Raw genomic sequence first — 22,046 nt, forward strand, 5'->3', positions numbered from 1 at the left:
CTCGATCGCCCACCACCGGCCGCCGCGCCCTTCCACCACACCAACGCATCCGCGGCACGCCGGACACCGCACCCCGAAGGACAACGCCCATGACTTCCCGCTACCCGACCCGGCCCGACATCGCTGACACCCGAGCGGTCCGCTCCGGTTGAAGACGCTCGCCGCCGGCCTCGGCGTCGTCTTCCTGTCTCCACTCCTGCTCGCGGGAACGGCCATGATGGCGGCCACCTCCAGCGAAGCCGCCCAGAGCACCGGCTCGTTCAGCTGCCGCTCCAACATCGATACTGATGCCGTCGCCCAGCAGGTCACCGCCATGCTCGACGGAGCGTCCGGCAAGGACGTGCACATCGAGGGCCTGACCCTGCCGGCCGAGCAGATCCCCAACGCCCGGACCATCGTGGCCGCCGGGATCAGCCTGAAGGTGCCGGTGCGTGGGCAGGTCGTCGCCATCGCCACCGCGATGCAGGAGTCGAGGCTGCGCAACCTGAACTCCGGGGACCGCGACTCGCTGGGCCTGTTCCAGCAGCGGCCCTCGCAGGGTTGGGGGACCGCCCAGCAGATCCGCGATCCGATCTACGCATCCCAGCAGTTCTACCAACACCTGTTGAAGGTCAAAGGCTGGCAGCAACTGACCGTCACACAGGCCGCCCAGGCCGTGCAGGCATCGGGCTACCCCGACGCGTATGCGCAATGGGAACCCCTGGCCAGCGCGCTGCAGCAGGCCATCGCCAAGACCTTCCCGAACGCCAGCAAGGACACGGACGGCACGACGCCGGACCAGGGCAAGCCGCCTGCGGCCGGCACCACCGCCTGTCCTCCTGCCGCGGACGGCTCCGGGTTCGGCCGCATCCCCGAAGGCAGCGTCCCGCAGGGATACAAGATCCCGCTGGACGCCGACCCGAAGGCGCGCAAAGCCATCGAATGGGCGATGTACCAGCTCGGGACGCTCTACCAGTGGGGCGGCAGCTGCACCGACTCTCACGGCCCTGACCCGATGGGTCGCTGCGACTGCAGCAGCCTGATGCAGCAGGCATACGCCCACACCGGCATCCAGCTCCCCCGCACCACGTACGAACAGGTCAACGAGGGCAAAGCGGTTGCGCCCAACAAACTGAAGCCCGGCGACATGATCTTCAGCCGCGGCACCGCGAGCCGTCCCGAGCACGTCGGCATGTTCCTGGGCGCCGGCCTGGTCATCGAGGCGCCTCGCACCACCAAGCCCGTCCGGATCACTCCGATCAAGGACTGGGCGATCCTCGCCGTGCGCCGCGTCGTCTGACGCCGCACCGCGCCCGGACACCGCTCCGGGCGGCCGGATGACCCATCTCGCTGCCTCCAGCCCCCATTCCCGCCGCAGGTGTCCATTTGGCCTGCGTACACAAGGAGTCCCGCCATACCCCTGTCCCTCGCAGACCGCGCCACCTACCTCGCCTATGACCCCGGCATCGCGCCCGCGGAAGGCGGGCTGCCGGGCCTGTCCGTGCTGAAGAACGTGGTCAACAGCATCAATCTGTTCGGCATCATCGCCGTCGTCGGTGCCCTCGCCGTATCGCTCGCCGTGTGGGCCTGGGGCCACCACAGCGGCGGCCACCAGGCCGAAGCTAACGGCAAGAAGGGCGCGACCGTGGCTGCGGGCGCGGCCCTTGGTCTCGGTGCCGCCAACGGCATCGTGATGTTCTTCAGCACGCTGGGGTCCCAGGTCAAATAATGCAGAAACGTTTCCCCTCCTTCGCTCTGTCCGCCCGCGCAGTCGACTGGCCAGCGCACCGGCGGGTAACGATCGCCGCGATCGTCATCACCGGTCTGCTCGCAGTCGCCGCCACCACCGCCTGGCTCTCCAGGGGCGGTGACCAGCACGACCGTTCCAGCGCGCCCACTCGTTCGTCCCCTAGCAGCGTTTCACCGTCCCAGGCCGTGCCTACTCCGGCCGGCGGCACAGGCTCGGTTCCCAAACCACCGCCAGTCTCCGAGCCGGTCGCCTATGCCAAGGCTGCCGCCACGATGCTGTGGTCCTACAACGCCCGCGACACCAGCCGTGGCCAGCAGCTCGCCGGCATGGAGGCGTGGATGAGCAAGGAGACCCAGTACGCCGACTGGCAGTCCATCTCGGCGCAGGTCCCCGACCCGGTGCTGTGGTCGCGCATGGCCGACAACGACCAGCACGCCACTTCCACCGTCACCGAAGCGCACTACCCCAGTGCCTTCGAGCAAGCCCTCGCGGACGACCCGACCGCGATCACCGAGGCATATATCTACGTCGTCACCGTCAACGGCAAACAGCAGATCACCTGGAAAGGGGGTGGCGGCGGAGCCGAAGACCGGGCCGTGACCCTCGCCGTGCAGTGCCGGCCCTCCCACGACTGCTCCCTGGTCGCCATCGCACCCCGCGTCGCGCCGTGACCCGCCCGACTGAGAAAGGAGACCTCCACCCATGGGCTTTTGCGACCTGCCCGTCGCGGGCAAGCTGTGTTCCGTCGGCGACGCCGTGGACTTTGTGAGCGATCCGGGCAAGGCGATCGGCGACTGGATGGCCAAGTCCGCCGGCGAACTCGCCGCAACGTCCGCCGACCTGGCCGCCACAGCCGTCAACACCACCACCAAGGTCGACCTGAACGCACCCTGGTTCCGCGACAACTACCAGATGCTGCTGCCGCTCGGCCTCGTCCTACTCGTCGCCACCTTCTGCGCCCAACTCATCCGGGCCGCGATCAAACGCGACGGCCAGGCCCTCACCCAGGCATTCACCGGCACCGCCTCCGGTGTGATCTTCGCATTCGCAGCCATCGCGCTGACCACCGTCGCCATCGAGGTGGTGGACGCCCTGTCCGACGGCCTGTTCAGAGCCTCACACCTATCGATCGAGTCGGCCGTCCGCCGTATCGTCAAGGTCTCCGAAATCGGCGCCATCATCCCCCTGGGGTGGCTCATCGCGACGCTCGCCGGCCTCGGCGCCGCACTCGGCGCCGTCCTGTACTGGTGCGTGATGATGGTCCGCAAGGTCGGCATCCTCGTCATGGTCACCCTGGCGATCTTCGCCAGCGCCGGCGGCGGCTGGGAAGCAACCCGCCGGTGGCGCCGCGGCTGGATCGAAGCCACCGCCACCCTCGTGGTCTCCAAACTCCTGATGACCGTGATCTTCGTACTCGGCATCGCCGCCATGGGCAAGACCGAGGCCAAGGACGGGATCGGTGCACTCGCCGATGTCATGTCCGGCATCGTGATCATGATCATGGTGCTGCTGTGCCCGTACGCGGTCTTCAAATTCGTGCACTGGGCAGCCGACGGCACCGACGGAGAGTCCATCCACCGCGCCGGTGGAGCCGGAGCCCAGATCGCCAAGCAACACGCCGAAAAGGCCGCCCGCAAGGCCGCAGCAGCAGCCACCGCCGGAGCCGGCGGCGGCGCGGCAGCCGGAGCGGAAGCCACCCCGCAAGGCCCCGACCCCGCAGGCGGATTCCCCGGCGACATTGCCTCCAACCCGACCGGCGGGGACGGTGAAGGTGCCCCGCCCGGCCTGGAGCAGGCAGTCCAGCCCCCTCCGACGAGCGTGACCGACGACACCAACGCCCCGATGGGCGACACGGGACCGAACGGTCCCGGAACGAACGCCCCGCCCAACCAGCGCGGCGGATGGCAGTCAGCCCCGCCGACCACCACCCCACCGCCCCAGGGCGCACCGCCGCCCCCCGGCACACAGCCCACAACAACCAATGGGACGGCCCCACCGCCGACGCCCCCAGCCGGCCTCTGACCCCCTGTCCGCTGTCCGGGGGCGGGTGGTGCTCATCACCTCCCGCCCCCGGCCCCCACCCGCGACCCCAGGACCCGCCCCTTGACTGACCTTTCCGTCGCCCCGGTCACGGTGAAGTTCCCGCACCGGTCCCGCCGCGGCATCCTCCTCGGACTCTCCCTCCCCCAACTCGTCCTCGTATCGAGTGCATTGGCTCTGTTGCTGATGACGGTGGTCTCCACCGGCCTACTCGGGGCCATCGCCCTGACACCGCTGTGGGCCGCGGTCGCCGCTCTGGTGGCGATCCGCCGGCACGCCCGTTCCCTGATCGACTGGGCGCCAATCGTCGCCCGCTACACACACCGCCGGCACACCGGCCAAACTCTGTGGCTCGCCCGGCCCGTCACCCGGCCCCGCCACGACGGCGTCCTGCACCTGCCCGGGACCGCTGCCTCCCTCAAGGTCGTCACCCCCGGCGATTCCGCCAACGGCGCTGCCGCCGTGTACGACCCGCACCGCCAGACCCTGACCGCTGTTGCCCGCGTCACCAGCCGCGCTTTCGCGCTGCTCGACCCCACCACCCAGAACCACAACGTCAGCAGCTGGGGCCGCGCGCTGGCGGGCATCGCCCGCACCGGGCACATCGCCACCGTGCAGGTCCTGGAGCGTACGGTCCCTGACAGCGGAGACACGCTTACCCGGCACTGGGCTCACAACGGGCAGCCCCAGACGCCGGTCGCCGGGCAGATCTACTCCGAACTGGTCGCCTCGGCCGGCCCCGCCGCCGCCCCGCACGAGACCTACCTCGCGATCTCCCTCGACCTCAAAGCCGCCAAGCGCCTGATCTCGCAGGCTGGCGGAGGGCTGCCGGGTGCGTTCACCGTCATGGGGCAGACCACGACGTCCATCGCCCAGGCCGCCCGCAACGCCGGGCTGATGGTGACGGGCTGGCTGAGCTCGCGGGAGATCGCCGCCGTCATCCGCACCGCCTACGATCCCAAGGCCCTCGCCGCGCTCCAGCAGTGGTCCCCGGCTGGTCGCGCCGAGGCGGACCCCGCAGCCGCCGGACCCGTCGTCCAGGTCGAGGAGTACGACCGCCTGGCGACCGACTCCGCCCGCCACGCCACCTACTGGGTGGAGAACTGGCCCCGCACCGAGATGGGGGCCGGCTTCCTGCACGGCATCATGTTCACGGCCGGAGTGCGGCGCACCTTGTCCCTTATCTACGCACCGCAGGGGCTGGAGTCCGCGCTGCGCGACGTCCAGCGGAAGAAAGCGTCGATCATAGCCGACGCGAACGAGCGCTCCCGCCGCGGGCAGGTCGACAGTGAAGAAGACTCCGTCGAGTACGCCGACGTCAAAACGCGAGAGCGCCAGTTGATCGCCGGGCACGCGGACGTGGCCCTGACCGGCCTGGTCACCGTCACCGCCGCGACCGACGCCCTCCTAGACGCCGCCTGCGCGCAGATCGAAACCCACGCCGTCACCTCGGGAGTCGACCTGCGACGGCTCAACTACCAGCAGCCCGACGCCTTCACCCTCGCCGCCCTGCCCCTCGCCCGGACCGCCCTATGACCGAGTCGCTTCCCACCGCCGGCCCCGCGCCACACCTGATGGACGAAATTCTGGCCCTGCTCACCCCCTTGCAGGCCATGCACCGCCGCCACCAGGAGGAGCTGGACGTCTACCGGAACACCGACGGCGAGGTGATCGAGGACCAGCGCCGCGCATACGAAGGCACCCGTGAATCCACGGCCATGGAGGCCAGCGACACTCTGGGCATCGTGGTGCAGCGGCTCGCGCTGCTGGCGTCCGTCCCCACACGCCGCGCCTTCACAGTCGCCCTCACCAGCCCCGGTCACGAAGAAGGTGCGCTCCCGTGGCTGTTCGTGGTCCTGGCCACCGACCTCGACGACGCACACCGCACCCTCTCCGAAATGCCCTCGTACAAGCAGTGGTTGGAGGAAATCGCGCCTCTAATGGACGGCGACGGGGAACTGGTAGCCGCGCAGAGCCACCCGGGAACCCGCGCCCCGGGTTCATACATCGACCTGCGTCACGAGCAGGCCCGCGTCCTGGCCGAGCGTGCCCCCACATAGCCCCCGGCCGCGGCGCCGGCCCCGCCGCCGAAGGCACCGCGTCGTTCCCGCTGACCACCCTCCCTACCCGCCGCTATCCCTGCCTTATGGCAGGAAGGACCACCACCTTTGACCTATCGCACGCGTCCGGACGACGCGCACCCCTATCTCCGGGCCGCAAGCGCCGGAGTCCGCCATCACACCCGCGCCCTGGCACGGACCACCGCCACCCCTCCGGCGCCGGTGGATCGCGTGCACCTCGACGTGCTCCACACCCACCTCACCGCCCTGCACCGCCTCCTCGACCAGCTCGCCGAGGCCACCCGGCCGCCGCACCCCGCCGCAGGCCGCCACCTGACCACCGCGCACACCCGCCTGTGGCAGGCCACCGCCGAGATCCACTCGGCCTTCCACCTGCTGCCCAGCAGCACAGCGGCACAAGGCGCCGAGGCGAGCGAGTGCCATCCGGAACGGCTGCCCGAGGGACCACCCGTCCTGACGATCTGCCAGCGCCACCTCGCCGCCGGACACAGCATCCGGCGCAAGACCACCCCCACCGACCTCCGCCCGCGTACCACGGCCTGCGTGCGATGAGCAGCACCCGCAGAATCGAGGGCACCCGATGAGCCACCGGCCCGCCCGCCGCGCCTCCGCGTCGCCCCTGTTCACCCCGCACGGAACCGACCGGGCCAGCCGCAAAGCAGCCCGCCGCCAACTAGCGGAGGCCACCGCCAAGGCCCGCACCGACGCAAGCGCCCACTCGGCAGGCACCACACCCGCCGAGCACAAGACTCCCGCCGCCCTTTACCCTCCGAGCGGTCGACCCGGGGCAGCCTCGGCCCGCAGGAATCGGCTGAAGCTGCCCGCGCACCGCATGACGACCGCGGTGGCAGCCGGCGCGTACCCTTTCCTCGCCGAAGGCGGCCTCGGCGCCGAAGGCATCTACATCGGCCGCGACGTCCATGCCGAAGCGTCGTTCGTGTTCGACCCGTTCGCCCTGTACGGCAAGATCGAGGGATTCACCAACCCGAACATCCTGCTGGCCGGGGTGATCGGCCAGGGCAAGAGCGCATTGGCGAAATCGTTCGCGCTGCGGTCAGTCGCCTTCGGCTACCGCGTCTACGTTCCGTGCGACCCCAAGGGCGAGTGGACCGCAGTGGCGCGGGCTCTGGGCGGCACCTCCGTCGCCCTCGGTCCTGGCCTGCCCGGCAGGCTCAATCCCCTCGACGCGGCCCCGCGGCCGGCGAGCATCTCGGCGGCCGACTGGGTCGGGGAAATCCGCAAGCGGCGCCTGCTCCTGCTGGGCTCCCTCGCCCGGACCGTCCTCGGCCGGGACCTGATGCCCATGGAGCACACCGCCCTGGACATCGCCCTCGACGCCACCGTCACCCACGCCACCGCCACTGGCCGCACCCCACTCCTCGGCGACGTCGCCACCACCCTCAACGACCCCGCCACCCTCGACGAAGCCGCCGGAATGATGTCGGGACGACTCGGCGACGCGGCCCGCGACCTGGCGCACGCCATGCGACGGCTGATCCACGGCGACCTGGCCGGCATGTTCGACGCCCCCTCCACCGTGACCTTCGACCCCAGCGCGCCGATGCTGACGATCGACCTGTCGCAACTAGGCGGATCCGGCGACGACACCGCACTGGTCCTGGCCATGACCTGCGCCTCCGCCTGGATGGAGTCCGCCCTCACCGACCCGAACGGCGGCCGGCGCTGGATCGTCTACGACGAGGCATGGCGCCTGATGCGCCACGCCGGCCTCCTGCAACGCATGCAGGCCCAATGGAAACTTTCCCGCGGCCTGGGCATCGCCAACCTCATGGTGATCCACCGGCTGTCCGACCTGCTCACCGCAGGCGACGCCGGATCCCGCGGACGCGCCCTGGCCGAGGGCCTCCTCGCCGACTGCAGCACCCGCATCATCTACCGCCAGGAAACCGACCAGCTCCACGCCGCGGCCTCGCTGCTCGGCCTGACCTCCGTCGAGATGGACGCCATCGCGCACCTCAACCGGGGCCGCGGGCTCTGGAAGGTCGCCGGACGATCTTTCATCGTCCAACACCAACTGCACGCACTTGAATTGTCGCTATTCGACACAGATGCTCGCATGCATTGAGTCTCTCGTGGGTTCACGAATTGCGACGTCAACGCCACCAAGGAGGTGCGCTCATGCCGAACCCCACCACGCCACCTGCCTCGACCGCGCGGGCCGCCCTGCCTCGGCCGTTCTTGCCGCAAAGCACCTCAGCAGCCGGGTTCCTCGCGCTCGCCTACGCCTATCTACTCGCTTTCAACCTGCTGCAGCAACTCGCAGCCACGACGCACGCTCCCGCCTCTGTCCCCTACCTGTTCCTCGGCGTCATCGATGGCTTCATCACCTTCGCGATCTACGCCGCGGTACGGCTGCGACCCGACGAGAACAAGGAAGCGTCCGCGTGGACCATGGCGGTACTCGCGATCATCGTTCGTGGCATCACGGTCCTCGTGCTCGGCGTCCTAGGCACACGTCAAAGCCCGGGGAGCAGGTGGCAGCCCGCAGACGTCGCCACCACATGGATGTCTGTTGTGGCGCCTCTCATCCTTGTTCTCGCCGTACACCTCTACGCCCTGGTCACCCAGAACGCTGCAGACGTCGAGCAAGTCCAGAGCGGTGATGCCCGATGACATCTCGGCAGCTTCGGCACGCCACGTCATCGACGGCCATGACCGGCATTCGTCCCGGCTCCGCTCGCCCCGTCCTCGCCCGTCGGGCAACCAACCCACACCCTGGACAAGGACAGCGAAGCGTTCATGAATCCCAGTATTGCGCGGCAGCTCATTCCCCGAGGCGACACGGTTCGCCTGATCAACCAACTGCAGGAATTGGTGCTTCGGCTCAAGGACACGGCTGAGCAGATGCGGTTGCTCACGGACGCGGGGCGTGTTCCGCAAACGCCGGACTTTTCCTCACTGATCCAGCATGCCGCCGAGGCACAGGCCATCTCCCACGAAGTCGTCAACCTGGCTGCCCAGTTCGCCCAGAGCCCACACAGCACGAACCGCGCCGGCAGCTCCGTCCTGGCCCACCTGGCGACGGCCGCCACCTTGTCGGCCTTCGCCGCACCGCACTTCGCCGAGACGGCAGAGGCCGCCCTTTCCCTGCCCCGGTCCTGTGGCCCGACCGACCTGCAGTACGCCGAAAACCGCATGGTCATCGACCACGCCACCGCGCGCGCCTACCTGCGGCGCACGTCGGACTCGCTGCGCGACGCGGTCAAGGAACTCGACGAACACCTCGACCTCCACCGTTTCTTCCCGACGCCATCCCGACCCGACAGCCCGGCGCCCCTGCAGCCCAAGCCGGGCACACACCGCCGCTAGCCCCCTCCGGCATCCCCTTCCCAAGGAGTCCCCTGAACCGCCCCACCCATTTCAGCGACGCCGACTGGGCCAAGTGCCAGCAGAGCCAGGCCAAACACGAAGACCTCATGGCACAGATCGCCGATCACGAAGCCCAGATGGAACACGAACTGCTCTGCGCCTACGACGCCGACGAATTCGACTCCGCCGCCCCAGCGCGACCCGAGCAACAGCCCCACCTCGCCCCCCGGGCACCGCGCCTCCGCGCACTGACTCCCCGCAGGCACAACCGTGGCAGCTGACGACAAAGGCTTTCCGGATTCCTTCCCCGCCGCGCGCCGCTTGCCTGCCGGCACTTCGCCTCTCGCACCGCTTCCCGAACACCGCAATGTGCACACCGCCTGGTGGCAGGAGCTGTGGCGGCGCCACGCGCACATCACCACGCCTCTGCGGCAGCGCGGACTGGAGTGCGACATCGAATTCGGTCTCAGCGCATACATCGTGCACGTATCGCTCCCCGACGACAGCTACCTGATCATCGGTCCACCACAGGAACATCCCTCCGAGCGTCCGCCGGGGGATCCCGAGGGGTGGATCGTGACCCGTCAACACCACGACAGACCAGAGCTGTTCGAGCTGATCTACGACTCGGTCCCCTCGACCGACCCCGGCGCCCCTGCGCGTCCCGAAGGCCGCCACGGCCGCAGTGCCACGCAGGTGATCGAGGCCATCGACCAACGGCTCACCCAACTCAGGCTGTTGCCAGCGCCTCCCGCGTCCACCGGAAGCCCGAGCTTGCCCACCGCAGCCCAGCCCGAAGCACCGGAACCTCCCGCCGAGGTCGCAGACAGCACCGCCGGTTACGTCTACGGCAACGCTCTCCTCGCGCTCACCGACCAGCTCAACGGAGCCGGCTCGCACGCCGAGGCCGCCGCGCTGCTGCACCAGATCCTGGACCCGATCAACGGCCTGCTGGAACGGCTCGGAGAGTTCTTCGAAGCGGCAGGTGAGAAGGCCAAGGAAGCCGAGCAGGACGACGGCTTCGACCTGTCCTACGACCTCGCCGACGCCGCTGCCGAGATCCGCAACCTCGGGGACGTTCTACACGTCGCCGAGGACCGGATGCGGGCGCTGACCCCGCTACCGCCGGCGCCCCGACCGTCGGCGGCCCTTCCCCGGACTTCGCCCTTTCCCCCGCCGGCCCTCCCTTCGGCACCGCCGGGGCACACACGCTAATGCCGGCACACCGCCCTACAGCCCCCAGGAATCCATGACCCCACCCCGCACCGATCTGTCCACGTTCGCCAATGGCCTGGCCGCCCGGCTGCCCGGCGCCTGGACCAGCGACTACCAACGCCACGCCACGTACGCGGACCAGTTCTCCCGGACCGAGCAGCTGTGGGACCTCGGCCACGTCCAGCACATTGTCAGCCAGTACGTCCTGACCCACGACGCCGTCCTGCACGGTCCGGACGGGCAACGGCTCTATGTCGTCGACCGGCCGCACTACCCGCATCAGTTCGTCGTCGCCCCGCTCGCCCCGGACGACGACGAGACTCAGCCGCATCACTTCGAGGGGGTCGCGGAGCCCAACGGCATCGCCGTCCCCAACGATCCCGCGCGAGCGGCAGCCGGGGTCGACCGCCGGGTTCTGCCCCGCTACGAGCAGGCCCTGCAAGTGGTGCGCGACAACGCCGCAGACCAGCCTGAGCCGCCGCACCGGCCCGCGCCGCCGCAGGTCGCACAGGTTCTCACCTTGACGTTGTACGAGGACGGGGTCCTGGGCGCACCGTACGCAAGCGTGCCTGAGCAGGCCCGCATGACGCTGTACGCCTGCGGTTTCCAGTACCACCCGCACCAGGCCGCGATCCTCCTGCCCGCCACGTACAGCGAGAACGGTCGGACGCTCCGTCTCCAGGCCGTGTTCCGACTGCTCACGGCCAAGGACATCGGGGTGAACCTACGACACGCCGATCCCAACACCAGACCTGCGCCCCCACCTACCTCGGGGCGGGCCGCCCGCACGTCCCATCGGTGATCCGCTCCTGAGCGCGCCTCGCGGAGTTCACCGGCTGTCCGACCTCGACGCCATGAGCCAACTGCGGTCCCTGGCCGAGCGCATCCACCAGGCCGCCCAGGACATGCCCTTCACCAACGCCCGGCACTGCGTCAATGACAACCTCGACGAGCTGGAAGACCGGATCCGCGACATCGCCGGACTGATCATGCATGTCACCAGTGCCGCCGCGTTCGCGCACCGGGTCGTCAGCGGCCATGCCGGCGCCAAGGACGGCGTCACCCAGCGCAGAGTCACGGCGCTGACGCAGTCCGTGGGCGCCCTGGGGTGCGTCGTGGCCGATCTCGGGGCAGCCGTCGCCCACGCCGGCCTCCTGCATCAGGCCGCGCCTCTCCAGGGCTCGCCGGAGGGGGCCGATGCCCGGCAAGTCACCCGCTCCGCCCTCGACCTTCTGCTCAACCGCGCCCGCGATCACCTCTATCAGGCATCACACCAACTGCGCCTCGACGCGGACCACCTCACCCCGACACCGCTCACACCCCGCCGTGCGCCGACACCCGCCGCCGCTCAGGCCGTCAGCCGCTCTTCACCCCGCACGCGCTGACCACACCCCGTTGACCTTTGGAGTCCGTATCCGCATCGCCCGCCGCACCCTGCCGCTGATCACCGGCGCCGCCTGCCTCACCCTGGCCATGGCCGCCTGCACCAACGGCAGCAGCTCCTCCCCCGCCGCACCGACCCCCACCACCAGCTCCGTGGCAAAACCCGCACCTGCCCTCAGCGCCGCCCAGGCCCAGGCCGTCATCGCCCGTTACTCGGTGATCAACAACCAGGCCAATGCCACCGACGACCGCGCCCTGCTCGACACCATCGAAGACGATTCGCTGTATGCCATGTCGCTCGCGGAGTACACGGAATACGGCGGGCTGACCAAGTCCGAGCGCCAGCCGTACAAGCCGTGGTCCTACGACCTGGCGAGCGCCCGGCTGTACATCCCGCGGGTCACCGCCGGCCAGTCCCGCTGGTTCGTCGCCGCGCTGTCCACCGCGAAGGGCAAGGCCCCCTCCCGGCTGGCCGTTTTCGCCGAGCAGCCGGAGCACCAGCGGTGGGAGATGGTCTCCGTCACCGACCTCGACAACGGCACCCTGCCTGCGGTCGCGCTGGACTCCGACGGATACGCCACCGCGGTGGCGCCCAACGACCCGCGCCTCGCCGCCGGCGCAGACCTGCTGCGCAACGGCGTTCTCGACAACTTCGCCACCGGCGGCACCACCACCGGCCAGAAGGTCTTCGCCGCGACCGAGGCGAGCAAGCGGCAGATCAAGGTCCACGACGAGACCGGCCGCCAGTACGGATCCCAGGGCACCAGCGTGTTCGCCGGAACCGTTAACCGCTTCCCGGACCCCTACGCGCTCAAGACCACCGACGGCGGCGCGCTGATCCTCTTCTCCCACACCCACACCCAGACCGACACCGTCGCCCACGCCGGCCTGGAGATCATCCCGGGCAAGGACGACCGGGCCTGGCTCCACGACATCCCGCGCCTCTCCATCCAGTACACCTTCGTGTGCGACGACGCCGCCACCGTCCCCGCCAAGGGCGCCCCCTCCCGGCTGATCGGCTACACGTGCGCCCGCACCGACGCCTCCGGCCCGCCGTCCACACCCCGGCAGTTGAACCGCGCATAAGCCCTGCACTGCCGAGGAGCACTCTTGTCCCACCCTGATTTCGAGCTGTACGACAATGCCGGCCGCGACGCCGAACAGATCAGCGCCGCTCGCTACGGCATAGCCACGCGCGCCGACCTGCTGCGGTGGGCTCGGCGGGACGCCGTGCCGTTCCTGGCCGAGCACCCGCTGCCGGACGGACCCCTACCCAGCCCGGACCCGGCCCCCTATTTGGCTGCACTCGCCGCGGCCCAGACGCCCGCCGAGGTCCACGCCATCACCAGCTGCCTCCTGGACGCCGCTGAACCCGCGCTCCGCGCGATGAGCGACTACCTCGTCGCCGCCGCCCAGTGGCGCGGTCAGCACCGCGAAGCGGCGAAGGACTCCCCACCCAAGCTGCTCCTGGAAGCGGCCAGCCGCAGTCTGTCCGCCCTGGCCATCGCGGACCACGCCGATCTGGAAGCGCTACGGGCCGCATACGACCCCGCGCCGACGCCCAAGAGTCCGACCCCCGGTCTTGCCTCACCCCCGCCGAGCAGCACACCACCCGGTCAGGTTCCCCCGCACCGCCCGGCGCGCTGACCGGCCCCAACCCACCCTGCGACCTGGAGACCCCCTGTCCACACGCGCCTTCATCGCCCGCCCCACCGATCGCACGGGCTACAGCGGCATTTACGTCCACGTCGACGGCGTGCCCAGCCACCACCTGCCGTTGCTCCTGGCCGCCTACCAGCACCGATTCCGTCGCAGGTTGGAAGCCATGTCCCATCACCTCATCGACACGGTGGCCATTGGCTGGGACGAGCTGGGCACCGACCTTCTCGACGGGGCCCCGCTCTCGCTCATCGCCGCGCTGACCGGCGGCGCGCAGTGGCCCAGCCGCGCGCTCGCCCACGTGATCACCCCGGACGGCTCCCCTCCGGTGCGCATGACCGTCACCGACGACACCGCCGACGCGCAGGGCATGCAGTGGGGCTACGTCCTGCACGAGCAGGGGATCGAGGTGATCAGCCTGCACCACCAGGACCTCGGCCCGATCGTGAAGTGGTCCACCGACCCGCGCACCCTCTTCAGCGACGATCGCGAGCTCTGGTTCTGCGACGAGCCCGCCCCGGTCATCCGGTCCGTGCAGAACACGCCGCCCCTGGGCTCTCCCGCGGCGGCCCCGGCCAAGACCGACATCCAGCGACCCGCCACGCGCCGCTAGCCCTCCCCTCGTTCCCCGGAGACTCCTCTGCCCCCGCACACCACGCCCCTGATCACCGTCGTCATCGCGACCCGCCTGCGCGAGGACCGGCTGGATTACCTCACCGCCATGCACGCCAGCCTGACCCGGCAGTCCGTCCCCTGGCAGGCCCTGATCGCGCTCGACGGGGTATCTGCTGACCGCCTGCCCACCCCGCTCGCCGACGACCCGCGCGTCCGTACCCTGGCGCTGCCCCGCCCGGTCGGCGCCGCCTGCGCCAGAAACTTCGCCCTCGCCCAAGTCGACACCGAGTACACAAATTGGGCGGACGATGACGACGAGTTCACCGACGACGCCATGTCCCTGCGCCTGAACGCCCTGGAGTCAGCCGGGGTGGGCTGGTGTGCGGGGTGGAGTGAGGACCTGTATCCGGACGGTTCGACCAGCCTGTGGCGCTGCCCCACCCCACCGGGTCGGCACGAGGCCGGCGACGTGTGGACGTACTGGAAGTCCCCGGCGGACACCATCCCGATCGGGCCGACCACGATCCTGGCCCGTACCGACCTCGTACGCGCCGCACCGATGGGCGGCCTCGTCCAGGGGGAGGATTACTGCACGGCCGTCGGCATATCAAATCTTGCCCCCGGAATCCTGCTGCCCGTCCCGGTCTACAGGTACCGCAAGCACGCCGGCCAGCTCACAGCCCAGCCCGGATATGACGAGTTGGAGGCGGCAGCTCGCGAGCATGCCTGGCAGTACGGCCGCAGCCTGCGCTCCGCCCTCCGCAACCAGCAGCCCAAGCCCGCTGCCCGCACCCGCCCGCCGGCGCTTGCTGCAGGGCTGCCGGCTCGCGCGCACCGCTGACACTCAGGATCACCGACATGAGCACCCCGCCCGACGCGGAAATCATTCTCTCGACCAGCCACACCCACGGCCTCGTCGCCATCACCTCCGGCGAGAGGTTCCTCGACGCCCGCGCCGCCTTGCACGAAGCCGGGTTCAGCGACCTACCCGGTGGAGCCTTCGCCGCCCCACTGCGTGGGGCGCAGGCAGCCCGCGACACAGCCAGCGCCTTGGTGCACCGGGCCCACGACCACGGCGTGAGCATCACCACCAGCAGCCGCCCCTACCTCGGCGACACCGGCCAGGACATCGCCGCACGGCTGCCCGGCGCCTGGACCGCTACGGTGGAGACCTACCCCCGCCGACACTGGCAGGAGGACATCGTCGGCTCGCTGTGGGACAGCGGCGACCTCTTCCAGGCCATGGTCCACGACCACGTTCGGTGCGCAATCGTGCTGGAGAACCCAGCCGGCACCGCGTTGCTCCTGATCGAGCGTCCCGGGCACGCCAGCGGCTATCTCCTGGGCGCCTTCGCCACCGAGGAGTACGACGACAACTGGGATGACCCGCACGCGCCCCGCAGCATCGTGCTGAGGCGGAGCTCGCCGCGCAGGCCGTCGCCCACACCTTCCTGCCCGATTACCGCAGCGCCCTGCACCACCGGCGGCTCGACACCGTCATGGCCGCGCTGAACCGGATCCGCCCGGACCACGAGACCCTGCAGGCGATTGCAGAGTCCGGCCGGTACAGCGACGGCATGCCGTTCGACAACCCGCGGTTGCTGAAAGAGATGGAGCGATCGTACGCCGACCGCGGCTGGCGCTCTTTCCAAGATGTCCTGCAGCACGCGCCTCTCCTGCTCAGCCGCTGCCGGCCCTCCGCGAGTGCCTGGCCGCAGGACGCTGCCGCGCTGGCCCGGCTGCGCGACGCGCTCGCCAGCAGCCAGGATGCCTGGGCCGAATTCCAGGACCTGCGCGCGGAGTTGTACTCCATTCCCGCGACGTTGTCGGCCCCGGAGTGGAGCCAGGTACGCAGCCAGCTCGGGGCCACCGTCCTGCCGCAGATCGCGACCTGGCTCGCCGACGGCGAAGCGTTCGAGCGCCAGGCCCGCGCCGCTGTCCCCGGTGGACAGGTGGCGCTGTCCGCGCCCACCCCGCGTCTGCTCACCACCCGCCCGCCCCAGCCCGCCACTCCCCGGCCGGCGAACGCGCACCGCTGACACCCCCAAAGAAGAGGTTTCCCCCTGCCTGACCATTTCCGTTTCGGCACACACCCCGACCTGGGCTTCGTCGCCGCCGCGACGCCGCAGATATCCCCGCATCTGGCCGAGTGGTTTCTGACCCGCGAGCAGTTCGAACCCGTACCCGCCCGTCCCGGGCTGTATCGACTCAGCGAACCCGAGCGTGACGGCCACCGCCGCACACGCCAGGCGGTAACCGACCTGCGCCGTCACGGATATGCCGTGCACGCCGACATCGTCCTCGACCCCGCGCTCTCCCCTGGCCTAGCTGATCCGGTGCTGCCGCACGGGCTACTGGAGCGCCGCAGCCGCCTCGCCCAAGCTGCTGCCGGCCGAACGACACAACGCGCAAAGCCGCCGACCGCATCGTCGCCTTCGACCCGGCCTATCCCACCCAAGCCCTCCTACGCGCCGACCGTCCACCTGACGTCTTCGGGCGGTGCGCGATCCCGATGACGAGTCCCAGCAACCCGACCCCCGAAAGCCCCCGGCCGCTGGTGCCCGAACTGGCGCACCAGGCGCGTGACTTCCGGCTACGGATGTCGGTCATCAACGCCGAGGCCGATACCGCGCTCGACCTGACACGCGACCGCTACGGGCACACCGTTCACCCCGAAGCCGCGGCGGCTGCCTGGACCCGTCGCGACCGGGCAGCCGTCGAGGCGTACGTCACGCACCTCGCCCCGCACACGGATCCCTTGCTCGACGCCGCCCGCCTGTCGCTCGACGCGCTGCCGCCCGCCCGGCACCTCAGTGGGTGGCGGACCGTGCTGGATGACCTCGCCGCCTCCGCCCGTGAGGTCCGTCGGGCGCTCGACCGGCCCGCTGTTGCCGGCTCGGCAGCCGAACGCGCGCAGCATGCGGCCCTGTGGCCTCACCTCGCCGCCTGGGCGGAATACGGCTTCATCGCCAGCGACCTCGCCGACCAGGAACACCGCCAGCACCACCAGGCGCCGCTGACCGACGAAGAGCAGCAGGTGTGGACCGAGCGGGCCCAGGCCGCACAAAGGCGAGGTGAGCTGGAGCTCACCGAGTCGTGGTACGCCGCTGACGGCCAGCCGATCACCCTCGCCCATCTGATCGAGGGCGACGACTCGACCGTGATCGCGCTGCGAGGAGACCCGGACGCACCGGGCTGGCAGGTGATCGGGCACTACGCCCACGAATACGAGGCCGGGCAGGCACTGCCCGCCGCGGTCCCGCCCGGCGTGCTGCGGGCGGACGCCTCCCGGTTCAACCGACCCGCACCTGACCCCGAGGTGCCGCTGCATGAACTCATCCGGGACGTCGTCGAAGCCCAGCACGCCGGTGACGCATCCAACGCCCTGCTCACCGCGACCCAGCGCGGGCACGGCGCGGGCCCGATGGTCCAGCTCCAGGAGCTCGTGGAGACCGCCGGCCAGTTCGCCAGCGCGCTGGAGACCGTGCAGGGCCGACAGATCGCTGCCCGCCTGTCAGCACTGGGCCGGCAGATCAACTTCCTCACCCGCGAAGTACACGAGGCGGCCGAGGACCTCGGCGCGACCGTCTCCGTCCTGCCGCCGCACCGCACCCCCGTGCTGCGAGCCCGTCCGCGCCCCGCCGTGGACACCACACCACCGGCGGCGGCGCCTCGCACCACCACCACCGCCCGCCACCGGTAGGCGCCGCTCCCGACGAGAAAGCACCCGTTGTCCCTGACCGCTCCCCCGGCCCCGGCACCGCGCATCAGCTACGGCGCGGTGCTGGGCACCCCGTACGTCGCCCGACTGCTCGGCGGCACGCTCGCCGGCCGCCTGCCCAACGCTATGGCGCCCGTCGCCATCGTGCTGTGGGCCACCGCTACCGGCGGCAGTATCGCTTTCGGCGGGCTGCTCAGCGCCCTGTACGGCTTGGCGTCGTCGCTGGCCCAGCCGGTCATGGGGCGTCTGATGGACCGCTACGGGCAGACCAGCGTGCACCTGCCGGCCGCTGTGCTGAACTCCGTACTGGTGGCCGTCCTGCCAGTGGCCGGACCCTACGGTGGGCCGACCACGGCCACGGTGATCGTGCTCGCCGCGGGCCTGACGACGCCGGCCCTGGAGGTCGGGCTGCGGGCTCTGTGGCCCACCGTGCTGCCCAGCCCCCGGCTGCGGCACGCCGCGCTCGCCCTCGACACCGGCATGCAGGGCCTGCTGTACGTCCTCGGCCCGCTGCTCGTCGCCGCGCTCGCCTTCTCATGCAACCCGTCCCTGGCGCTCGCCGTCACCGCCGCTCTCGGTCTCGCGGGCACCGTCACCGTCGCCTGCGCACCGCCCTCTCGGAGCTGGCGTCCTCCACAGTCTGCGGACTCGGACACCAAGCGAGGGCGCCGCTTGCTCTGTCAGGGCCTGGTGCTGCTGTTCGTCTCCCTCACCGGGGTGGGGTTCGCGATCGGGGCCATGAACGTGTGGTCGATCGCCATGGCTGAGCAGCACGGCCAGGACCTGCTCTCCGGGGTCATCCCCGCCGCGTTCTCGATGGGCAGTTTCGTCGGCGGCCTCCTTTACGGACGCCGCACCTGGTCGGGCACCACCACCGGGCGACTGATCGCTGCCACAGCCGGGTTCCTGGTCGGGTGGTTGCCGCTCCTTGCCCTCCTGGGTCCGTACGCGGCCACCGCCGCGGTCGTCGTGCCCGGCGCGTTCCTCACCGTCGTGGTCGCCTGCGCCTTCGTGACCGCGGACGTCCTCGCTCCGGCAGGCCGTACCAGTGAGGCGTACGCGTGGCTGATCCTGTCGATCGGCGTCGGACAGTCCGCCGGCACCGCACTCGCCGGGTACCTCGCCGAGCACCCCCTCGCCAGCGCTGCCCTCCCCGCCGCCGGCGCCGCTGCTGCCCTCACCGCTCTCCTTTCTCGCCCGCCCTGGCCAGCACCTGCCCTCTCTCGACGGCACCGTCGCGCACCCGCCTGGAATCGTGCCTCAACCCCCGTCCGTCATTCCTTTAGGAGATCCACATATGGCTGTCCGCACGCAGTTCATCATCGAGCATCCCTGTGGCCACTCGATCACCCACGACCTGTCCGGTAGGGCCGCAGACAAAAGATCCGGATTCGCTCGCTGGCTCGCGGGTCGGGACTGCACCAACTGCTGGAAGGCAGCCCGCGACTCCAACACGGAATCCAGAGAAGAGTGGCTGGCTGGCAAGCGCGCTGAGGAACAGCAGGCCGCTGTCGAGTGGGCGAAGCGATTCGATATGCCGCCGCTGGAGGGCCCGGAGCGGGCCCTCGACTGGGGCGAACGATCCCGTCATCAATTGATGACAGCCGCGCACACCGCCCTGGTCGTCGAGGGCACCTGGGACGAGGCGGACTGGGCGGAACTAGAGGAGAAGGCTCGCGCGATCACCCGGGCCGGATGGTGGCTCGACCAACGGGACACGGAGGGCTCCGACCTGCTCGAACTCCTCGACGCCGCAACCGAACACGATGTGGGCAACGAAAACCCCTTCCGCTAGGACCCTCCCGGCGGACCCATCGTCTCCTCGACGGTAGCCTCCTACAGCCTTCGCTTCCGCCGCTCCACCGGAATCGCTTCCAGAAGTTTATCGACCCTGCGATCCGCACGATTGCTCCACCATCCGGATTCTTCGATGGTGTCGCGGTATCTCGAGAAGTCCACGTCAGGGTGCTTGGCCACCAGCCCGGCGAGGCGATCCAGCGTGTAGTTGACCTCTTGTGCCTGCCTCAGTGCCTCATGCAGCTTCTCTCGAAGGTGATCGTCCGGGCTTGAGTAGGTTGGCGGGATCACCAATTTGAAGCTGGCGCTCCCCTCAGCGTCCAGGAACGCGCCGTCAATCACCAGTGGGATGAACGAGCAGTCCCTGTGGTTGCGCTGGAGGGCTTCCATCACCTTCAGATGGTCATCCCTGAACTCCGTGGTGATCCATACAGCGTGACTTGCTTCCACCGTGGCAGCGCAGGTGATGAGTCGACCGAGATGATCCGCGTCGGTCCGTTCCATTTGATTCTCAATCACGACGAATCGCTCACGGTCGCCCACCAAAGTCTTGGCGAGAATATCGATTCGGTACCCAGCGATCTTCTGCTCAGTGCCGACAAGGGTAAGCGGATTTTCAAACCATGCCGCACGCCTGATGATTTGGAGCCGCTTGGCGATCCATGGAGTGAGGTTGGATGCCTCATGCGGGAAGAACGAACGCAGGTCTTCGACCGGCCGAAGCCATACCTGGCGAAGCTTGTCCGTTCCATCCGGCTCTTCGGCGTCCACCACCGCCGGCTCGGGCAAGTCCTCCTGTATTTCGGTGTCGAGGGTGCCCAAGTAGTCGTTTGCATCGAGTTCCGAGTAGGCGTCAGCGAAGGACTGGCCCAGGCTGGTCCAGTCCACGGCAGGAGCGGTATCCATAGTCATGAACGGAACGCTACCTTCCGGTACTGACATCGCTACGAGCGTTCGCCCCCAGACCCACTGCGTTGCCTATTGCCGGTTGCCGAACGCTCAGGTGAGCCGCGCAGCATCCGCGCCTCGGAGCCAAATCCTGGTGAGCGAACGGAACATAGCCGGGCATCGCCGGTTAGCCAAACCGGCGTTCCTGCGGACCATTGATCCTCCCGCCGTTACCCGCTCCGTGTGGAAGGACCTTCATGATCCCGCCGTCCTGGACGCCGCCGCCAACCCCAGCCTTCGTGCCGACCCGCGACCCCTTCACTCCCGGGCGGGACATCACCCACGCCCACTTCCAGCCCGGCGATCAGATCGTCGTCATCAAGGGGCCGCCGCAGGCGAGCTGTGGGGAGATGCCATGCGCGTGGTCGCCCCGTCCTGGCACGCCCCGACTGACGAGGACGGCTGGCGGCTGCGCAATCCCCAGGGCGGCGAGCAGACCTTCCTCACCGCCCACCCCCGCTACCTCGTGCACCTGTCGCGGCGCTGCCCCGACTGCCTGATCCACCTGCGGGCCATGGAGGACTACCTGCTGCCCAAGTTCACCGACCCCAACACCGTCACCAACTGCGGTTGGTACACCATCACCGCCCTCGGCCAGCTCGTGCACATCGCCGACATCCAGAGCGGCCGATGATTCTCCCCATCCAACGCCCGGACAGCGCCCTCGGAGGCACACCGAGGTGATCCCCCACATCAACGAGCGCACCCATACTCCGCACGATCCGCTCAGTGAGGCGCTGGGGCGCCCGGTGTCACCGGACGACGGGCTGACCGAGTACACCGTCGTCGCCCATTGGCCGGGCCTGGACTCCTACACCCTGGATGACGAGCAGAAGATCTGGACGTCCGCCCAGTGGGCCGAGCACCTTGAAGATCCGCTGCTGGAGCACCCGTTCGCTGCCAGCCCGAACGACGACCGGCGGGCGATCTTCCACCTCGATATCCGCCTCCACCCCGATGACCGGGTGCTGACCGGCCCCGAATGGGCCGAGGCCGCCCACCGGCTCGCCCGCGCCGCTGGCATCGAAGTCCCCGGTGACGAGAACGGCTGCCGGTGGATCGCCGCCCAAGCTCAACCCGGCCGCCTCGACCTGATCGCCAACCTCATCCGCCTCGACGGCGAATGGCACGCCCCGCCTGCCGATGCCCACCGGCAGCTGGCGGAGGAGTCCCGCCGCATCGAGCAGGACCTGCGCCTCATCCCCGCCCCAACCGCTCGTCGGCTGCCGGCCGTTCCCACCGCGTCCACGCAGCTCGGGGCCCTCCTGGCGCAGCTCGCCGACGAGCAGTCCGGGCCGCTCGCCACGGTTCGAGGGCTCGTTGAGCACACCGCTCACCGCATCGCACGACAACCCGGCACAGCCGGGGCCGGTACGGCGCACCGCCTGGAGCTGATCGCCGGCCGCCTTCACGCCATCCAGCACGACCTGGACGGCGCCGCAGCCCACCTGAGTGACCTGAGCCGCCCCCGTGTAGCCGCCGCACCGCCCGCTGCTCACCGGGCCGCCCATCGATCGCCGTAGGAGAA

General features: G+C 69.8%; 25 protein-coding genes and 1 pseudogene. 25 read left to right on the plus strand and 1 reads right to left on the minus strand.

The genetic code is table 11. The features are described 5' to 3' along the window. Positions 1-148: 148 nt before the first annotated feature. The 23 genes from C8250_RS09385 (at position 149) to C8250_RS09490 (ending at position 19,568) form a co-directional block, all read left to right on the plus strand. Positions 149-1,279 (plus strand): C40 family peptidase, encoded by a 1,131-nt coding sequence (locus C8250_RS09385; protein ID WP_138356049.1) that lies wholly within the window; start codon positions 149-151, stop codon positions 1,277-1,279. Between the two features lie 114 nt (positions 1,280-1,393). Next, entirely contained in the window at positions 1,394-1,708 is a 315-nt protein-coding gene (locus C8250_RS09390; RefSeq protein ID WP_138356079.1) for a DUF6112 family protein, read from the plus strand. Further along, positions 1,708-2,400 (plus strand): hypothetical protein, encoded by a 693-nt coding sequence (locus C8250_RS09395; RefSeq protein WP_138356048.1) that lies wholly within the window; start codon positions 1,708-1,710, stop codon positions 2,398-2,400. Before C8250_RS09390 ends, C8250_RS09395 begins: the two co-directional genes overlap by 1 nt. A 31-nt stretch (positions 2,401-2,431) precedes the next feature. Then, positions 2,432-3,751 carry an ATP-binding protein gene (locus C8250_RS09400; protein WP_138356047.1) on the plus strand — a complete coding sequence of 440 codons (1,320 nt, stop codon included), beginning with the start codon at positions 2,432-2,434 and terminating at the stop codon, positions 3,749-3,751. A gap of 81 nt (positions 3,752-3,832) precedes the next feature. Continuing rightward, positions 3,833-5,305, plus strand: coding sequence for an SCO6880 family protein (locus C8250_RS09405; protein WP_187144799.1), 1,473 nt, complete (start codon positions 3,833-3,835; stop codon positions 5,303-5,305). Continuing rightward, positions 5,302-5,829: a hypothetical protein gene (locus tag C8250_RS09410; RefSeq protein ID WP_138356046.1), complete on the plus strand. Its 528-nt coding sequence runs from the start codon at positions 5,302-5,304 to the stop codon at positions 5,827-5,829. The genes C8250_RS09405 and C8250_RS09410 overlap by 4 nt, the downstream gene beginning before the upstream one ends. 108 nt (positions 5,830-5,937) lie before the next feature. Beyond that, positions 5,938-6,402 (plus strand): DUF6238 family protein, encoded by a 465-nt coding sequence (locus C8250_RS09415; RefSeq protein WP_138356045.1) that lies wholly within the window; start codon positions 5,938-5,940, stop codon positions 6,400-6,402. Positions 6,403-6,430: 28 nt separating this feature from the next. Next, positions 6,431-7,936 carry an ATP-binding protein gene (locus C8250_RS09420; protein WP_138356044.1) on the plus strand — a complete coding sequence of 502 codons (1,506 nt, stop codon included), beginning with the start codon at positions 6,431-6,433 and terminating at the stop codon, positions 7,934-7,936. 53 nt (positions 7,937-7,989) lie between these two features. Continuing rightward, entirely contained in the window at positions 7,990-8,484 is a 495-nt protein-coding gene (locus tag C8250_RS09425; RefSeq protein WP_138356043.1) for a hypothetical protein, read from the plus strand. Positions 8,485-8,610: 126 nt separating this feature from the next. Further along, on the plus strand, positions 8,611-9,180 hold the full coding sequence (locus C8250_RS09430) for a hypothetical protein (RefSeq protein ID WP_138356042.1): 570 nt from the start codon (positions 8,611-8,613) through the stop codon (positions 9,178-9,180). Positions 9,181-9,287: 107 nt separating this feature from the next. Continuing rightward, positions 9,288-9,461: a hypothetical protein gene (locus C8250_RS09435; protein ID WP_187144800.1), complete on the plus strand. Its 174-nt coding sequence runs from the start codon at positions 9,288-9,290 to the stop codon at positions 9,459-9,461. Between the two features lie 88 nt (positions 9,462-9,549). After that, positions 9,550-10,395, plus strand: a complete 846-nt coding sequence (locus C8250_RS09440) for a hypothetical protein (RefSeq protein WP_244809062.1) — start codon at positions 9,550-9,552, stop codon at positions 10,393-10,395. A 34-nt stretch (positions 10,396-10,429) separates the two neighbouring features. Next, the gene (locus C8250_RS09445) at positions 10,430-11,197 is read left to right on the plus strand and encodes a hypothetical protein (protein ID WP_138356040.1); all 768 of its coding nucleotides are present in this window, start codon (positions 10,430-10,432) and stop codon (positions 11,195-11,197) included. Between the two features lie 52 nt (positions 11,198-11,249). Beyond that, positions 11,250-11,780 (plus strand): hypothetical protein, encoded by a 531-nt coding sequence (locus tag C8250_RS09450; protein WP_244809063.1) that lies wholly within the window; start codon positions 11,250-11,252, stop codon positions 11,778-11,780. 10 nt (positions 11,781-11,790) lie between these two features. Further along, entirely contained in the window at positions 11,791-12,864 is a 1,074-nt protein-coding gene (locus C8250_RS09455) for a hypothetical protein (protein WP_274599396.1), read from the plus strand. A 24-nt stretch (positions 12,865-12,888) separates the two neighbouring features. Then, positions 12,889-13,425, plus strand: coding sequence for a hypothetical protein (locus C8250_RS09460; protein WP_138356039.1), 537 nt, complete (start codon positions 12,889-12,891; stop codon positions 13,423-13,425). Positions 13,426-13,603: 178 nt separating this feature from the next. Next, positions 13,604-14,050, plus strand: coding sequence for a hypothetical protein (locus tag C8250_RS09465; RefSeq protein WP_346268730.1), 447 nt, complete (start codon positions 13,604-13,606; stop codon positions 14,048-14,050). A gap of 48 nt (positions 14,051-14,098) precedes the next feature. Next, positions 14,099-14,893: a glycosyltransferase gene (locus tag C8250_RS09470; protein WP_138356037.1), complete on the plus strand. Its 795-nt coding sequence runs from the start codon at positions 14,099-14,101 to the stop codon at positions 14,891-14,893. Positions 14,894-14,910: 17 nt separating this feature from the next. Beyond that, positions 14,911-15,564 carry a hypothetical protein gene (locus C8250_RS43460; protein WP_244809066.1) on the plus strand — a complete coding sequence of 218 codons (654 nt, stop codon included), beginning with the start codon at positions 14,911-14,913 and terminating at the stop codon, positions 15,562-15,564. Beyond that, positions 15,552-16,091: a hypothetical protein gene (locus C8250_RS43465; protein WP_244809068.1), complete on the plus strand. Its 540-nt coding sequence runs from the start codon at positions 15,552-15,554 to the stop codon at positions 16,089-16,091. Before C8250_RS43460 ends, C8250_RS43465 begins: the two co-directional genes overlap by 13 nt. 473 nt (positions 16,092-16,564) lie before the next feature. Continuing rightward, positions 16,565-17,755 (plus strand): hypothetical protein, encoded by a 1,191-nt coding sequence (locus C8250_RS09480; protein ID WP_138356036.1) that lies wholly within the window; start codon positions 16,565-16,567, stop codon positions 17,753-17,755. Between the two features lie 27 nt (positions 17,756-17,782). Next, the gene (locus C8250_RS09485; protein ID WP_138356035.1) at positions 17,783-19,141 is read left to right on the plus strand and encodes an MFS transporter; all 1,359 of its coding nucleotides are present in this window, start codon (positions 17,783-17,785) and stop codon (positions 19,139-19,141) included. Continuing rightward, entirely contained in the window at positions 19,071-19,568 is a 498-nt protein-coding gene (locus C8250_RS09490; RefSeq protein ID WP_187144801.1) for a hypothetical protein, read from the plus strand. The genes C8250_RS09485 and C8250_RS09490 overlap by 71 nt, the downstream gene beginning before the upstream one ends. A gap of 41 nt (positions 19,569-19,609) precedes the next feature. On the opposite strand, the gene C8250_RS09495 is transcribed toward C8250_RS09490, so the two are convergent. Beyond that, on the minus strand, positions 19,610-20,482 hold the full coding sequence (locus tag C8250_RS09495) for a hypothetical protein (protein WP_138356034.1): 873 nt from the start codon (positions 20,480-20,482) through the stop codon (positions 19,610-19,612). 233 nt (positions 20,483-20,715) lie between these two features. On the opposite strand from C8250_RS09495, the pseudogene C8250_RS09500 reads away from it, so the two are divergent. Both C8250_RS09500 and C8250_RS09505 read left to right on the plus strand, forming a co-directional pair. Then, a pseudogene (locus tag C8250_RS09500) lies at positions 20,716-21,152 on the plus strand (hypothetical protein). Between the two features lie 46 nt (positions 21,153-21,198). Further along, positions 21,199-22,041, plus strand: a complete 843-nt coding sequence (locus C8250_RS09505; protein ID WP_138356033.1) for a relaxase/mobilization nuclease — start codon at positions 21,199-21,201, stop codon at positions 22,039-22,041. The last annotated feature ends 5 nt before the right edge of the window (positions 22,042-22,046 follow it).

This window comes from Streptomyces sp. So13.3, assembly GCF_005860785.2.
GTDB classification, from domain to species: Bacteria; Actinomycetota; Actinomycetes; order Streptomycetales; family Streptomycetaceae; genus Actinacidiphila; species Actinacidiphila fildesensis.

Bases quoted from the DNA above. Each gene is read 5' to 3' on its own strand.
- C8250_RS09495 (WP_138356034.1), bottom strand. From the start codon at position 20,482: ATGACTATGGATACCGCTCCTGCCGTGGACTGGACCAGCCTGGGCCAG.
- C8250_RS09445 (WP_138356040.1), top strand. From the start codon at position 10,430: ATGACCCCACCCCGCACCGATCTGTCCACGTTCGCCAATGGCCTGGCC.
- C8250_RS09425 (WP_138356043.1), top strand. From the start codon at position 7,990: ATGCCGAACCCCACCACGCCACCTGCCTCGACCGCGCGGGCCGCCCTG.
- C8250_RS09400 (WP_138356047.1), top strand. From the start codon at position 2,432: ATGGGCTTTTGCGACCTGCCCGTCGCGGGCAAGCTGTGTTCCGTCGGC.
- C8250_RS09410 (WP_138356046.1), top strand. From the start codon at position 5,302: ATGACCGAGTCGCTTCCCACCGCCGGCCCCGCGCCACACCTGATGGAC.
- C8250_RS09435 (WP_187144800.1), top strand. From the start codon at position 9,288: ATGGCACAGATCGCCGATCACGAAGCCCAGATGGAACACGAACTGCTC.
- C8250_RS43465 (WP_244809068.1), top strand. From the start codon at position 15,552: ATGGCCGCGCTGAACCGGATCCGCCCGGACCACGAGACCCTGCAGGCG.
- C8250_RS09420 (WP_138356044.1), top strand. From the start codon at position 6,431: ATGAGCCACCGGCCCGCCCGCCGCGCCTCCGCGTCGCCCCTGTTCACC.
- C8250_RS09480 (WP_138356036.1), top strand. From the start codon at position 16,565: ATGACGAGTCCCAGCAACCCGACCCCCGAAAGCCCCCGGCCGCTGGTG.
- C8250_RS09430 (WP_138356042.1), top strand. From the start codon at position 8,611: ATGAATCCCAGTATTGCGCGGCAGCTCATTCCCCGAGGCGACACGGTT.
- C8250_RS09450 (WP_244809063.1), top strand. From the start codon at position 11,250: ATGAGCCAACTGCGGTCCCTGGCCGAGCGCATCCACCAGGCCGCCCAG.
- C8250_RS09490 (WP_187144801.1), top strand. From the start codon at position 19,071: ATGGCTGTCCGCACGCAGTTCATCATCGAGCATCCCTGTGGCCACTCG.
- C8250_RS43460 (WP_244809066.1), top strand. From the start codon at position 14,911: ATGAGCACCCCGCCCGACGCGGAAATCATTCTCTCGACCAGCCACACC.
- C8250_RS09395 (WP_138356048.1), top strand. From the start codon at position 1,708: ATGCAGAAACGTTTCCCCTCCTTCGCTCTGTCCGCCCGCGCAGTCGAC.
- C8250_RS09465 (WP_346268730.1), top strand. From the start codon at position 13,604: ATGTCCCATCACCTCATCGACACGGTGGCCATTGGCTGGGACGAGCTG.